At 64.4% G+C, this 14,118-nt stretch carries 10 protein-coding genes; 9 read left to right on the top strand and 1 reads right to left on the bottom strand.

The window, feature by feature from the left end:
• Positions 1-121 precede the first annotated feature (121 nt).
• From AC0L2V_RS31880 to AC0L2V_RS31865, 4 genes are all read left to right on the top strand, one after another.
• Positions 122-1,381: a sarcosine oxidase subunit beta gene (locus AC0L2V_RS31880; protein WP_473511615.1), complete on the top strand. Its 1,260-nt coding sequence runs from the start codon at positions 122-124 to the stop codon at positions 1,379-1,381.
• An 89-nt stretch (positions 1,382-1,470) separates the two neighbouring features.
• A complete protein-coding gene (locus AC0L2V_RS31875) occupies positions 1,471-1,767 on the top strand; it encodes a sarcosine oxidase subunit delta (RefSeq protein ID WP_128166926.1) in 297 nt (98 codons plus the stop codon).
• Positions 1,764-4,787, top strand: a complete 3,024-nt coding sequence (locus tag AC0L2V_RS31870; RefSeq protein ID WP_473522148.1) for a sarcosine oxidase subunit alpha — start codon at positions 1,764-1,766, stop codon at positions 4,785-4,787. The genes AC0L2V_RS31875 and AC0L2V_RS31870 overlap by 4 nt, the downstream gene beginning before the upstream one ends.
• Positions 4,780-5,367, top strand: coding sequence for a sarcosine oxidase subunit gamma (locus AC0L2V_RS31865; RefSeq protein WP_473522147.1), 588 nt, complete (start codon positions 4,780-4,782; stop codon positions 5,365-5,367). The genes AC0L2V_RS31870 and AC0L2V_RS31865 overlap by 8 nt, the downstream gene beginning before the upstream one ends.
• Positions 5,368-5,388: 21 nt before the next feature.
• On the opposite strand, the gene AC0L2V_RS31860 is transcribed toward AC0L2V_RS31865, so the two are convergent.
• Complete coding sequence (locus AC0L2V_RS31860) at positions 5,389-6,093, bottom strand: nitroreductase (RefSeq protein WP_473522146.1); 705 nt, start codon at positions 6,091-6,093, stop codon at positions 5,389-5,391.
• Positions 6,094-6,402: 309 nt separating this feature from the next.
• Between AC0L2V_RS31860 and AC0L2V_RS31855 the strand changes: the two genes are divergently transcribed.
• From AC0L2V_RS31855 to AC0L2V_RS31835, 5 genes are read left to right on the top strand one after another with little or no spacing between them, the layout of a single operon-like run.
• Entirely contained in the window at positions 6,403-6,990 is a 588-nt protein-coding gene (locus AC0L2V_RS31855; protein ID WP_031254773.1) for a helix-turn-helix domain-containing protein, read from the top strand.
• 16 nt (positions 6,991-7,006) lie between these two features.
• Positions 7,007-9,460 (top strand): GcvT family protein, encoded by a 2,454-nt coding sequence (locus AC0L2V_RS31850; RefSeq protein ID WP_473522145.1) that lies wholly within the window; start codon positions 7,007-7,009, stop codon positions 9,458-9,460.
• The gene (locus AC0L2V_RS31845) at positions 9,457-10,356 is read left to right on the top strand and encodes a homocysteine S-methyltransferase family protein (protein WP_473522144.1); all 900 of its coding nucleotides are present in this window, start codon (positions 9,457-9,459) and stop codon (positions 10,354-10,356) included. The genes AC0L2V_RS31850 and AC0L2V_RS31845 overlap by 4 nt, the downstream gene beginning before the upstream one ends.
• Positions 10,356-11,537 carry a pyridoxal phosphate-dependent aminotransferase gene (locus tag AC0L2V_RS31840; RefSeq protein ID WP_473522143.1) on the top strand — a complete coding sequence of 394 codons (1,182 nt, stop codon included), beginning with the start codon at positions 10,356-10,358 and terminating at the stop codon, positions 11,535-11,537. The genes AC0L2V_RS31845 and AC0L2V_RS31840 overlap by 1 nt, the downstream gene beginning before the upstream one ends.
• Positions 11,534-14,023: a GcvT family protein gene (locus tag AC0L2V_RS31835; RefSeq protein ID WP_473522142.1), complete on the top strand. Its 2,490-nt coding sequence runs from the start codon at positions 11,534-11,536 to the stop codon at positions 14,021-14,023. The genes AC0L2V_RS31840 and AC0L2V_RS31835 overlap by 4 nt, the downstream gene beginning before the upstream one ends.
• Positions 14,024-14,118 lie beyond the last annotated feature (95 nt).

Here is a 14,118-nt window from a genome sequence, read left to right as displayed (position 1 = left end):
CTTCGGAGTCGGCCAGTCGAAAAGCGATGGCGCAATATTGGCTTTGCGGCAGCGGCCTGCTCTATAATGTGCCGCATCGCCCAAAACGGCTGACGAAAAGCCAGAACGGACAACAAAAAGAATGGCGGAATATTCGGCCTTCTCGCTTCTCAAAAATGCGCTGACCGGCAACAAGGACTGGAAATCGGCCTGGCGCAAGCCGAACCCGAAGGCGTCCTACGACGTGATCGTCATCGGCGGTGGCGGCCATGGCCTGTCGACCGCCTATTATCTCGCCAAGGAGCACGGCATCACCAACGTGGCAGTGCTGGAAAAGGGCTGGCTCGGCTCCGGCAATGTCGGCCGCAACACGACAGCCGTCCGCTCCAACTACCTGCTGCCTGCCAACACGCGCTTCTACGAACATTCGATGAAGCTGTGGGAGAACCTGTCGCACGACCTCAACTACAACGTCATGTTCTCGCAGCGCGGCTGCCTCAACCTCGCGCACACGCCGGCCCAGCTCGACGATTTTGCCCGCCGCGGCAACGCCATGCGCCATCTCGGCGTCGACGCCGAACTGATGACCACGGCCGAGATCGCGCGCCTGGTGCCGGCGCTGGACGTCTCCGCCACGGCGCGCTTCCCAATCGTCGGCGGCCTGATGCAGCGGCGCGCCGGCACCGCCCGCCACGATGCCGTCGCCTGGGGCTATGCGCGCGGCGCCGACCGCCGCGGTGTCGACATCATCGAGAATTGCGAGGTCACCGGCTTCCTGCGCGACGGCGACCGCATATCAGGCGTCTCGACGTCGCGCGGAGATATCCGCGCCAGGAAGGTGGCGGTCGCGGTGGCCGGCAGCACCGGGCAAGTCATGCGGCTCGCCGGCATCGATACGATGCCGATCGAGAGCCACGTGCTGCAGGCTTTTGTGACGGAATCGCTGAAGCCGTTCATCAATACGGTCCTGACTTTCGGCATGGGCCATTTCTACATGTCGCAGTCGGACAAGGGCGGCCTTGTCTATGGCGGCGATCTCGACGGCTACAACAGCTACGCCCAGCGCGGCAGTTTGCCTGTTGTCGATGAGGTGATGAGCGAGATGCTGGCGCTGTTTCCGGGTCTCGCCCGGGTTCGCATGCTGCGCTCCTGGGGCGGCGTCTGCGACATGTCGATGGACGGTTCTCCGATCATCACCACCGGCCCGCTGCCGGGCATGTATCTCAACTGCGGCTGGTGCTACGGCGGCTTCAAGGCGACGCCGGCCTCCGGCTGGTGCTTTGCCTGGACCATCGCCAAGGATGAACCGCACGACTTCAACGCGCCCTTCACGCTGGATCGCTTCCATCGCGGACTGGTGATCGACGACAAGGGCCAGGGCGCGACGCCGCGGCTGCATTAGACCATGATCCCGAACCGCAGGTTCGGCGTAACAAAGAGTGGAAACCGGTTTTCGGCCAAGATCATGGTCAAACGAGAAGATACAATCGCATGCTGATTACCTGCCCCTATTGCGGCCCGCGCGACGTCATCGAGTTCACCTATCAGGGTGACGGCAACCGCGAGCGCCCTCAGCCTGCCTCGCAGGACCTCGATGCCTGGAACGCCTATGTCTATGACCGATTGAATCCGGCGGGTGACCACAACGAGATCTGGCAGCATTCCGGCGGCTGCCGCGCCCATCTCAGGGTCGTGCGCAACACGCTGACACACGAGATCTCCAGCGTCGCGTTCACGCGCGGCGACCACAAAGTGGCTGCCCGGCACAAGGCGGAGGGCAAGTCATGAGCCCGCGCCGCACCGATGCCGGTGGCCGGATCGACCGGCTGCGAACCATCCGATTCACCTTCGACGGCGCGCCTTACACCGGCCATGCCGGCGACACGCTTGCCTCAGCGCTGCTGGCCAATGGCGTCACCCTGTTCGGACGCTCGTTCAAATATCACCGTCCTCGCGGGGTGCTGACGGCAGGCGTCGAGGAACCGAACGCCCTGGTGACGGTGTTGCGGGGCGAGGTTCGCGAGCCCAACATCGCCGCGACCATGGTCGAGATCCATGATGGGCTGACCGCCGTCAGCCAGAACCGCTTTCCATCGCTGGCCTGGGATGTCAGCGCCGCCAACCAGCTCGGCGGCAAGCTTCTGTCCGCCGGCTTCTATTACAAGACCTTCATGGGGCCCGCGATCGGCCCGCTGAAGAGCACGCATTTCTGGATGTTCTGCGAGCATTTCATCCGCCGCGCCGCCGGTCTCGGCCGCGCCGGGACGGCTGCCGACACGGCGCGTTACGAGCGCATGAACGCCTTCTGCGATGTGCTGGTGGTCGGTTCCGGTCCGGCCGGACTGATGGCCGCCAGGGCAGCCGCCGATCAGGGCGCGCGTGTCATCCTCAGCGAACTCGAACCGCATTTCGGCGGCTCGGCCAACTGGTCGGGCGAGACGATCGACGGGATGCCCGGGGCCGACTGGGCAGCGCGAGCCGCCGGCCAGCTCGAAGGCTATGACAATGTCCGCCTGCTGCCACGCACCACGGTCTGGGGCTATTACGACGGCAACACGCTCGCCGCGCTTGAACGGGTTGCCGACCACAAGGAGAGGCCCGGCAAGGGCGAACCACGCCATCGCTACTGGATCATTCGCGCTAAGTCGGTGGTGCTGGCCACCGGCTCCTTCGAGCGGCCGCTGGTGTTTCCGGGCAACGATCGGCCGGGAGTGATGCTGGCGCATGCCGCCGAACGCTACGCCAACGAGTACGGCGTGCTGGCGGGCAACAGGATCGCACTGTTCACCAACAATGACAGCGCCTATCGCTCCGCCCTGGCGCTGAAGAAGGCCGGTGCGGCGATTGTCGCCATCGTCGACGTGCGGTCGGAGCTTTCGAGCAGGATGCGCGAACTCGCCGATGAAGCGGAAGCCAAGATCCTTTTCGGTCACGCCGTGGTCGCCACCGAAGGCGGCAAGGCGCTGTCCGGCGTCAAGGTGCAGCGCTTCGACATGGTCAACGGCGCGCTTGCCGGCGAGGCGCGCAGCATTCAAGCCGACTGCCTGCTGATATCGGGAGGCTGGTCGCCGACCATCCATCTGGCCAGCCAGGCCGGCGCCAAGGCGGAATGGAATGCCGCCAGACAAGCCTTCCTGCCACCGAAGCCAACCCAGCAATGGCCAACACAGCGATGGCCAACACAGCAATGGATTGGCGCCGGCGCTTTCACCGGCAGCTTTTCCACCGCCGAGGCAATCGCCGAAGGCCGCGCCGCCGGGCTTTCGGCGGCAGGTGGAACAGGCGTGCCTACGGCCCTGCCGGTCGTCGAAGCCGCACCCGGCGGTCCCGACCCGGCGCCGGTGTTCGAGATCAGGGCCAATGGAAAAAGCTTCGTCGATTTCCAGCACGACGTGATCGCGGAGGATGTACGGCTTGCACATCGCGAAGGCTTCGTCTCGGTCGAGCATCTGAAGCGCTACACCACGCTCGGCATGGCGACCGACCAGGGCAAGAGCTCCAACATACCCGGCCTCGCCATCATGGCCGAGGCGTTGGGCAAGCCGATTCCCAAAGTCGGCACGACACGCTTTCGCCCACCTTTTTCGGCCGTGTCGATCGGGTCACTCGCCGCAGAGCGTTTCGGCGACCTGAGGTCCGAACGGTTGACGCCGATGCATGACTGGCACGTCGCCAACGGCGCGACCATGTATTCAGCCGGCCTCTGGCATCGCCCGATGATCTATGGCCATCCCGGCGAGACGATCGAGCAGGCCTATGTGCGCGAAGCCAGGGCGACGCGCGAGAGCGCCGGCATCGTCGATGTCTCGACGCTGGGCAAGATCGCCGTGCAGGGTCCGGACGCGGCGGAATTCCTCGACCGGGTTTACACCAACATGTTCTCGACTTTGGCCGTCGGCAAGGCCCGCTACGGGCTGATGCTGCGCGAGGACGGCCTCGCCTTCGACGACGGCACGACGTGGCGGCTCGGCGAACAGGACTTCCTGATGACCACCACCACCGCCAATGCCGGCAAGGTGATGCAGCATCTGGAGTATTTCCTCGACGTCATCTGGCCGGAGTTGAAGGTCCATGTCACCTCGGTGACCGACGAATGGGCGGGCGCGGCGATCGGCGGGCCTAGGGCGAGAGAGATCCTTGCTGCTTGCGTCACCGGCACCGCCGTCGACAACGCAACTCTGCCTTTCATGGGCATCGTGCACGGCAAGATATCAGGCGTGCCGGTGATGATCTGCCGGCTTTCCTTCTCCGGCGAAATGGCCTTCGAAGCCTACTCCGGCGCCGGCTACGGCGCACTTGTCTGGGAAGCCTTGATCGAAGCCGGCAAGCCGTTCGGACTGGTGACCTACGGGCTTGAGGCGCTTGGCACGTTGCGCATTGAGAAAGGCCACGTCACCGGCGCCGAGATCGACGGCCGCACTACCGCACGCGACCTGCATCTCGACTGGATGCTGTCCAGGAAGAAGCCCTTCATCGGCTCGGCGATGATGGATCGCGAGGGCCTGATCGCGCCCGGCCGCCTGGAACTCGTCGGCCTGGTTTCGCTGGACAACCAGCCGCTCAACGGCGGCGCCCACATCGTCGAAGCGCTCGACGAAGCCAATCCGCACGATTCCATCGGCCACATCACCGCTTGCTGTTATTCGCCGGCGCTCGGCAAGTACATCGCGCTCGCTCTGGTCAAGGACGGCAAGGCACGGCGCGGCACGCGCGCCCATATCTCCGATCCTCTGCGCAACCGGTTCGGCCCGGTCGAGATCGTCTCCAATCACTTCTTTGATCCGGACGGGAGCCGCATGCATGGTTGAGCGCCAATCCCCGCTTGAGCTGGAGCTGCGCACCGGCTCGCATGGCGATTTCGAACACGGCATCGAGGTCATCCTCTCCGAAACCAGGCCGGGATCGATCCTGCAGCTCGCAGCCTGGCCGGGCCAGGAGAAGGCGTTAATAGCAGGCATTCGCACCGTTACCGGCCTTGCGCTGCCCGACGGCGCTGGCGCCGGCAGCACCAACGGCGTGAGGTCGGTGTTCGGATTTGCACCGGGAAAATTCACCGTGGTCGACGAAGCTGAGGGCCTGGCATCGGCCTTTGCCAATGTCGTCACCCCTGATATCGGCACGGTGACCGACCTGTCGCACGGCCGCACCGCGATCCGCATCGCCGGACCGAAGGCGGAATGGGTGCTGGCAAAGTTCTTCGCCATCGACTTCGCGCTGCCGGCCTTCCCGGTCGGTGCCGGCCGCTCGACCATGCATCATGATGTCTTCGCCCAAATCCAGCGCACCGGCGCCGACCAGTTCGACATCTATGTGTTCCGCTCGTTTGCGCGCTCATTCTGGAAAGCGCTCTGTCACGCCAGCGAGGAAGTCGGCTACGAAGTGCAGTAGACGGGACGGTGTATCGTCACCTCACGTGGCGAACGTCACCCACTCTTCCAGCGGCGCGCGGTCGGTGCGGAACGCGTTTTCGGGCTTGGATGTGTCCTCACGGCCAAGCGCCATGCCGCAGACGACGATTTCCTCGTCGGGAATGTTGAGCACCGGCCTGATCTGCTTGTGATAGGGTGCAAAGGCCGCCTGCGGGCAGGTGTGCAGGCCCCTGCCCCGCGCCGCCACCATGATGTTCTGCAGGAACATGCCGTAATCGATCCACGAGCCCTTGTTCAGCCGCCGGTCAACGGTGAAGATCATGCCGACCGGTGCGTCGAAGAAGACGAAGTTGCGGTCGTGCTGCGCGCGCATCCTGTCGACCTCACGCCGGCCGATGCCGAGCACGCTGTAGAGGCCGAAGCCGTTGGCTCGCCGCCGGGTCAGATAGGGCTCGAAGAACTGGTCGGGATAGTAGCGATACTCGTCCCACTCGGCCTTTTCGGCGCGGATGCCGGAGTTGAGGATGGCGTCGCTGATCCGTTGCTTGACCTCGCCCTTGGTGACGTAGACCCGCCAGGGCTGCATGTTGGTGCCCGAAGGCGCACGCGCGGCAACGGCGAGTATGGCGCGGATCATCTCGTCGTCGACCATGTCGGGCAGGAACGCCCGCACCGAACGGCGCGACGTGATCGCCTCGTCGACGATCGCCGCGCCATCCGTAATCTTAGTCCTGTTTTCCAGCATGGGCGTCCCTTTGCGCGTGCCCCGGAAGCCGGAATCGATTCCGGAAAGGATACATGCGCCGTCTAGAAATGAGAGAGCACCATTGCGGTCCAATTTGACGCATTGCGCACTAACGCAAGCCTCGACCGGACGCCCTCACTCGCCGTTCGTGGCCGAGCCTTTGCCTGAACCGTCAAAACGGCGCAAGCAAATCTTGTGGCCTCATGAAAATTCTCTTGATTTTTTCACGAACCTGACCCCTGATGAAATTTGCCCCCAATTTTTCACCAGGGGTATTTCACCAGAGAGATTTTCACCGAGAAAAAAGCTTTGACCTCAACCGCCGTCAGATCGGAGCAGGAAAACCGCGAACGGCTGCTGGCCGGCGATATCAGGGCGCTGCGCAGGGCGCGCGGGCTGACGCTTGCCGAGACCGGCCTGAAGCTCGGCCGCTCGGTCGGCTGGGTCAGTCAGGTCGAGCGCGGCCTGTCGATACCGTCGCTTAGCGATCTCAGAGGCTTCGCGGAATTGTTCGGCGTGCCGGTCAGCCTGTTCTTCAGCCACGACGTGCCCGTCGAGAACGAGCGCGGCGTGGTCGTCCGCGCCGGCAGCCGCCGCACGCTTGGCACAAGCGATTCCGGCCTGGTGGAGGAGCTTCTTTCGCCCGATCTCGGCGGTAGCTTCGAGATGCTGCGTTCGGTCTTCGCGCCGGGTGCTGAACTGAAGACCGAAGCCCGCCGGCCGACGGAGGAAGCCGGATATGTCGCTTCCGGCAGCTTCGACATCGAGATATCAGGCGTCTGGCACCGGCTTGGCGAAGGCGACTCCTTTCGCTTCGACGGCAAGCCGTTCCGCTGGCGCAATCCCGGTGCGGAGCCGGCGGTGGTCATCTGGGTGGTTTCGCCACCTGTCTACTAGAGGTCTGGAGAAGAATATGGCCGGTTTGCCGACCACGGCACGTGTGGTGATCATCGGAGGCGGTGTCGTGGGCGCGTCGGCGCTTTACCATCTCGCCAAGGCGGGCTGGACCGACTGCGTGCTCCTGGAAAAGAACGAGCTCACCTCCGGCTCGACCTGGCATGCGGCCGGCAACGTGCCGACCTTCTCCTCGTCATGGTCGCTGATGAACATGCAGCGCTATTCGACCGAGCTCTATCGCGGGCTGGCCGATGCGGTCGGCTACCCCATGAACTACCACGTCACCGGCTCGCTCAGGCTGGCCCATACGGCAGAGCGCATGCAGGAGTTCCAACGCGCCAAGGGCATGGGCCGCTACCAGGGCATGGACATCGATGTGGTCGGCCTCGACGAGATCAAGCGCCGCTATCCGTTGATCGAAACGCATGACTTGAAGGGCGCGCTCTACGATCCGAGCGACGGCGACATCGACCCGGCGCAGCTGACCCAGGCGCTGGCCAAGGGCGCCCGCGACCTGGGTGCGAAGATCATTCGCTTCTGTCCGGTCACCGGCGTGCGCCGCGACAAGGACGAGTGGGTGGTCGAGACCGCTCAGGGCGAGATCCGCTGCGAGATCGTCGTCAACGCCGCCGGCTACCGTGCGGCCGAAGTCGGCAGGATGTTCGGCCGCGACGTGCCGATGATGGTGATGAGCCATCAATATATCCTGTTCGAGGAAATCCCCGAACTGGCCGCGTGGTCGAAGGAGCAGGGCAAGAAACTGCCGCTGCTGCGCGATGTCGACACCTCCTATTATCTGCGCCAGGAAAAGAACGGCATGAATCTCGGCCCCTATGAGCGCAATTGCCGTGCCCATTGGGTCGGCCACAACGATCCGATGCCCGACGATTTCTCGTTCCAGCTATTCCCCGACGATCTCGACCGGCTCGAGGACTATCTGGCCGATGCCGTCGCCCGCGTGCCGATTCTCGGCACCGCCGGCCTGTCCAAGGTCATCAACGGTCCGATCCCCTACGCGCCGGACGGCAACCCGCTGATCGGCCCGATGCCCGGCGTGCCGAACGCCTTCGAGGCCTGCGTCTTCACCTTCGGCATCGCCCAGGGCGGCGGCGCCGGCAAGGTGCTGGCCGAATGGGTGACTGAGGGCCAGACCGAATGGGACATGTGGTCGTGCGATCCGCGGCGCTTCACCAGCTTTGCCTCGGCCCCGGATTACTGCGTCGCCAAGGGCATGGAAATCTACGGCAACGAATATGCCATCCAGTTCCCGCGCCATGCCTGGCCAGCTGGGCGCGACCGCAAACTGTCGCCGATCCACGATCGCATCAAGGCGCTCGGCGCTTGCTTCGACGCCTATAATGGCTGGGAGCGCGCCACCTGGTACGCGCAAGCCGGCGACGATGTCTCGGAAGCCGCGACGCTGACCTTCCGCCGCGATGGGCCGTGGCAGCATCGCGTGCGCGAAGAATGCCTCGCCGTGCGCGACGCCGCAGGCATTTTGGACCTGCCTGGGTTTTCCCGCTTCAATCTCGACGGTCCGGGCGCGGCCGACTGGTTGAGCCAACAGATCACCGGCCTGGTGCCGAAACCCGGCCGCATCGGCCTCGTCTATTTTGCCGACGACAAGGGCCGCATCGTCACCGAAATGTCTGCCGTTCGCCACGACGAGAATTTGATGACGCTGATCACCGCCGCGGTGGCGCAATGGCACGATTTTGAATGGCTGAAATGGCGCATGCCGAAGGACGCCTCGTTCAGGCTGGTCGACCGGACCGAGGAATTCTCAACGCAGATCCTCGCCGGGCCCAATTCGCGAAAAATCCTCGCCGATGTCTGCGCCGCCGACCTTGCCCTGCCCTGGCTGACCCACCAGGAGACGACAATTGCCGGCCGTTGGGCGAGGCTGGTGCGTGTGTCCTTCGCCGGCGAACTCGGCTGGGAAATCCACACCAGGATCGACGACACCGCCACCGTGTTCGACGCCGTCTGGGCGGCAGGGCAGAAGCATGGGCTGAAGCCGTTCGGCATGTACGCGCTGGATTCATTGCGGCTTGAAAAATCCTATCGCGCCTGGAAAGGCGAACTGTCTACCGACTATTCGATCCTGCAGGGTGGGCTGGAGCGTTTCGTGAAATGGGACAAGCCGGATTTCCGTGGCAAGGCGGCGCTGCAAGACGAGAAGCAGCAGGGCGTGAAGAAGCGCTTTGTCACGCTGGTCGTCGAAAACCCCGGCGACTGCGACGCGCCAACCATGTCGACGCTGTGGCATGACGGCCGGATCGTCGGCGAGACGACGTCCGGCGGCTGGGGTCATCGGATCGACAAGTCGATCGCGCTCGGCGTGCTGCGCGCCGACCTGACTGAGCCGGGAACTGCGGTCGAGGTCGAGATCTTCGGCGAGCGCTTCAAGGCGGTCGTGCAGAAGGACGAACCGCTGTGGGATCCAAACAACGAGAGGTTGCGCGCATGAATTCAGTCATTCTCACCGACGGCGGCATGGGCCAGGAACTGGTCCGCCGCAGCAAGTCCGAGCCGACGCCGCTATGGTCGGCCAGGGTGCTGATCGACGAACCGGATCTGGTGCGCGACCTGCATGCGGAGTTCATTCGGGCCGGCGCCCGCGTCATCACCATCAACACCTATTCCGCAACCCCCGAGCGGCTGGCGCGCGAGGGCGCGGAAGAGCTGTTCAAGCCGCTGCAGCAGCGCGGCATAGAACTGGCAAGGCAAGCGCGCGACCAGGCCGGCGACGCGGCAATCGCCGGCTGCCTGTCGCCGCTGTTCGGCAGCTACGCACCGGCCCTGACGATATCCTTCGAGGATACGCTCGACATCTACCGCCGCATCGTTGCCGAGCAGGCCGACGGTGTCGATCTGTTCCTGTGCGAGACCATGGCGTCGGCCGAGGAGGCGCGCGCCGCTGTCACCGCCGCGTCGGAAAGCGGCAAGCCGGTGTGGGTGTCGTGGACGCTCGCCGATCACGGCGCGCCGCGGCTGCGCAGCGGCGAAACCATAGCGGCGGCAGCAAGAGCTCTCGACGGCCTGCCGGTCGCAGCCAGGCTGATCAATTGCTGCCGGCCCGAAGCCATTGCTGCAGCGCTGCCCGAACTGATCGCTCTCGGTGGGCCGGTTGGCGCCTATGCCAACGGCTTCACCTCGGTCGAGGCGCTCAAGCATGGCGGAACGGTGGAAGTGCTGCACGCCCGCCACGACCTCGATCCGGATGCCTATGCCGACCAGGCGGTCGGCTGGGTCGAGGCCGGCGCCGACATCGTCGGCGGCTGCTGCGAAGTCGGGCCGCCTCATATCGCGGCCCTGCGTGACCGGCTCGAACAGGCCGGCTACGAAATTTCGGGAGTAGCATAATGCCCAGGCCGTCATCGCGCATTTCCGGCATCGTGCCTTCCGGCAAGGACGGCTGGGAGGTCCATTTCGCCGCCTGGACGCGCAAGCAGGCCGGCGAGGACATCATCATGCTGTCGGTCGGCGACCATGATTTCGACACGCCGGCGCAGACGATCGAAGCCTGCGTGACCGCGGTTCGCGCCAGCAATCACCACTATACCCCGCTTGCCGGCATTCCGCGCCTGCGCCAGGCCATGGCGGCGGCCTCGACCGCCTGCACCGGCGTTGCGACCAACCCCGACCAGGTCATCGCTACGCCGGGAGGGCAGGCGGCACTTTATGCGGCGGTGCAGGCCGTTCTCGACCAGGGCGACCATGCCATTGTGGTGGCGCCCTATTACGCGACCTACCCCAACACCTTCAGTGCGGCGGGCGCCGATTTCACCGTGGTCGAGACACCCGCCGAGGATGGTTTCCAGCCGCGCGCCGCCGACATTCGCGCAGCACTTCGGCCGAACACCCGCGCCATCCTGATCAACACGCCGAACAACCCGACGGGTGCCGTCTATTCGCGCCAGCGGCTGGAAGAGCTGGCGCAGATCTGCCGGGAGCATGACCTCTGGCTGCTGTCGGACGAGGTCTATTGGACGCTAGGCGGCGGCGAGCACGTCTCGCCGCGTTCGCTGCCAGGCATGGCGGAACGCACGCTGGTCATCAATTCCATGTCGAAGAGCCACGGCATGACCGGCTGGCGGATGGGCTGGCTGAGCGGGCCCGAACAGATGATCTCGCTGCTGACCAACCTCAATCTGGTGACCACCTACGGCCTGCCGGCGTTCATCAGCCTCGCTTGCGCCGAGGCGCTGGAAAACGGCTACGGCGTCAAGGAGATCGCCGAACGCTATGCCGCACGGCGCAGCGTCGTCCTCGATGCCATGCGCGGCATGAACAACATCACCGTGCGCGGCTCCGAAGGCGGCATGTATGTCATGCTCGATATCTCGGCTCTCGAGCCGGACGACGAGAAATTCGCCTGGGCCCTGCTCGACAAGGAAAAGGTCGGCGTCATGCCCGGCTCGAGCTTCGGCGAGGCCGCCGCCGGCCATATTCGCGTCAGCCTCTGCCAGCCCGAGGCGGTGCTTCTGGAAGCAACCCTTCGCTTGCGCCGCTTCGCGTCCAGCTACCGCCGCGAGGCCGCATGAGCGCCCTGCCCCAGAAAACCATTCTGGCCAAAACCAATCCGCCCAAAACCATTCCTCCCAAGGCGAGGGCCGTCATCATCGGCGGCGGCGTCTCCGGCTGCTCGGTCGCCTATCATCTGGCCAAGCTCGGCTGGACCGACATCGTGCTGCTTGAGCGCAAGCAGCTGACATCGGGCACGACATGGCATGCCGCCGGCCTGATCGGCCAGTTGCGCGGTTCGCAGAACATGACACGGCTGGCGAAATATTCGGCCGACCTCTACGTCAGGCTGGAGGCCGAGACCGATGTCGGCACCGGCATGCGCCAGGTCGGTTCGATCACCGTGGCGCTGACCGAGGAACGCAAGCACGAGATTTATAGGCAGGCGTCGCTCGCCCGCGCGTTCGATATCGACGTGCGCGAGATTTCGCCAAACGAAGTCAAGCAGATGTACCCGCATCTTAATGTTTCCGATGTGGTCGGCGCCGTGCATTTGCCGCTCGACGGCCAATGCGACCCGGCCAACATCGCCATGGCGCTGGCCAAGGGTGCGCGCCAGCGCGGTGCGACGATCGTCGAGAATGTGAAGGTCACCAAGGTTCACACCAGGAATGGCTGCGTCACCGGCGTTTCCTGGATGCAGGGCGACGAGCAAGGCATGATCGAGGCCGATGTCGTCGTCAACTGCGCCGGCATGTGGGCACGCGAGCTTGGCGCCCAGAACGGCGTCAGCATCCCGCTGCATGCCTGCGAGCATTTCTATCTCGTCACCGAACCGATCCCCGGCCTGACCCGGCTGCCGGTGCTGCGCGTGCCGGACGAGTGCGCCTACTACAAGGAAGATGCCGGCAAGATGATGCTCGGCGCCTTCGAGCCGGTGGCCAAGCCGTGGGGCATGGACGGCATAAGCGAAGATTTCTGCTTCGACCAGTTGCCCGAGGATTTCGAACATTTCGAGCCGATCCTCGAAATGGGCGTCAACCGCATGCCGATGCTGGCCAGCGCCGGCATCCACACTTTCTTCAACGGCCCCGAGAGTTTTACGCCTGATGATCGCTATTATCTCGGCGAGGCGCCGGAGCTTTCCGGCTACTGGATGGCGACCGGCTACAACTCCATCGGCATCGTCTCCTCAGGCGGCGCCGGCATGGCGCTGGCGCAATGGATCAACGATGGCCAAGCACCCTTCGATCTGTGGGAGGTCGACATCCGCCGCGCCCAGCCGTTCCAGAAGAACCGCCGCTATCTCAGAGAGCGCGTCTCCGAGACGCTCGGCCTGCTCTATGCCGACCATTTTCCCTACCGGCAGATGGCGACCTCTCGGAACGTCAGGCGCTCCCCGCTCCATGAACATCTGAAGGCACGCGGCGCGGTGTTCGGCGAGGTTGCCGGCTGGGAGCGGGCCAACTGGTTCGCGCGTGAGGACCAGGAGCGCGAGTACCGCTATTCCTGGAAACGGCAGAACTGGTTCGACAACCAGCGCGACGAACATCTGGCGATCCGAAACGGCGTCGGCCTGTTCGACATGACTTCGTTCGGCAAGATCCGTGTCGAGGGCCGCGATGCCTGCGCCTTCCTGCAGAGGCTTTGCTCCAACGACATGGAGGTGGCGCCGGGCAAGATCGTCTACACCCAGATGCTCAACCAGCGCGGCGGCATCGAGAGCGATCTCACCGTCTCGCGGCTGTCTGAAACCGCGTTCTTCCTCGTCGTGCCGGGCGCCACGCTGCAGCGTGATCTCGCCTGGTTGAAAAAACATCTCGCCGATGAATTCGTCGTCATCACCGACGTCACCGCGGCCGAGGCCGTGCTCTGCCTGATGGGCCCGGATTCGAGGAAGCTGATTCAAAAGCTGAGCCCGAACGATTTCTCCAACGAAACCAATCCGTTCGGAACGTTTCAGGAGATAGAAATCGGCATGGGGCTGGCCCGTGCCCATCGCGTGACCTATGTCGGCGAACTCGGCTGGGAGCTTTACGTCTCGACCGACCAGGCTGCACACGTGTTCGAGGCGATCGAGGCGGCCGGCGCCGATGTCGGCCTGAAGCTTTGCGGCCTGCACACGCTGGATTCCTGCCGCATCGAAAAGGCCTTCCGGCATTTCGGCCACGACATCACCGATGAGGACAATGTGCTGGAGGCAGGCCTTGGCTTCGCGGTGAAGACTGCCAAGGGCGATTTTCTTGGCCGCGACGCCGTGCTGAGGAGACAAGAAACCGGATTGAACCGGCGGCTGGTGCAGTTCCGCCTGAAAGACCCGCAACCCTTGCTCTTCCACAACGAAGCGATCCTGCGCGACGGCAAGATTGTCGGCCCGGTCACCTCGGGCAATTACGGCCATCATCTCGGCGGCGCTATCGGCCTCGGCTACGTTCCTTGCCAGGGCGAGAGCGAGGCGGACGTGCTGTCGTCTTCCTACGAGATCGAGATCGCCGGCGAGCGCTTCGCCGCGGAAGTGTCGCTGAAGCCGATGTATGATCCGAAAGCGGAACGGGTGCGGATGTAGAGCGCCCTTCCCTTCTCCCCTTTGTTTGGACTGGGGACATCGCGGACAGGTGTGCGAGGACATCGCGAACAGTTTTGCCATCCTATTGAGCAAGG

The sequence above is a fragment of the Mesorhizobium sp. WSM4814 genome, assembly GCF_055811595.1.
The sequence above is the reverse complement of the archived record's forward strand: the minus strand, read 5'-3'. Positions and strand labels throughout refer to the sequence as shown.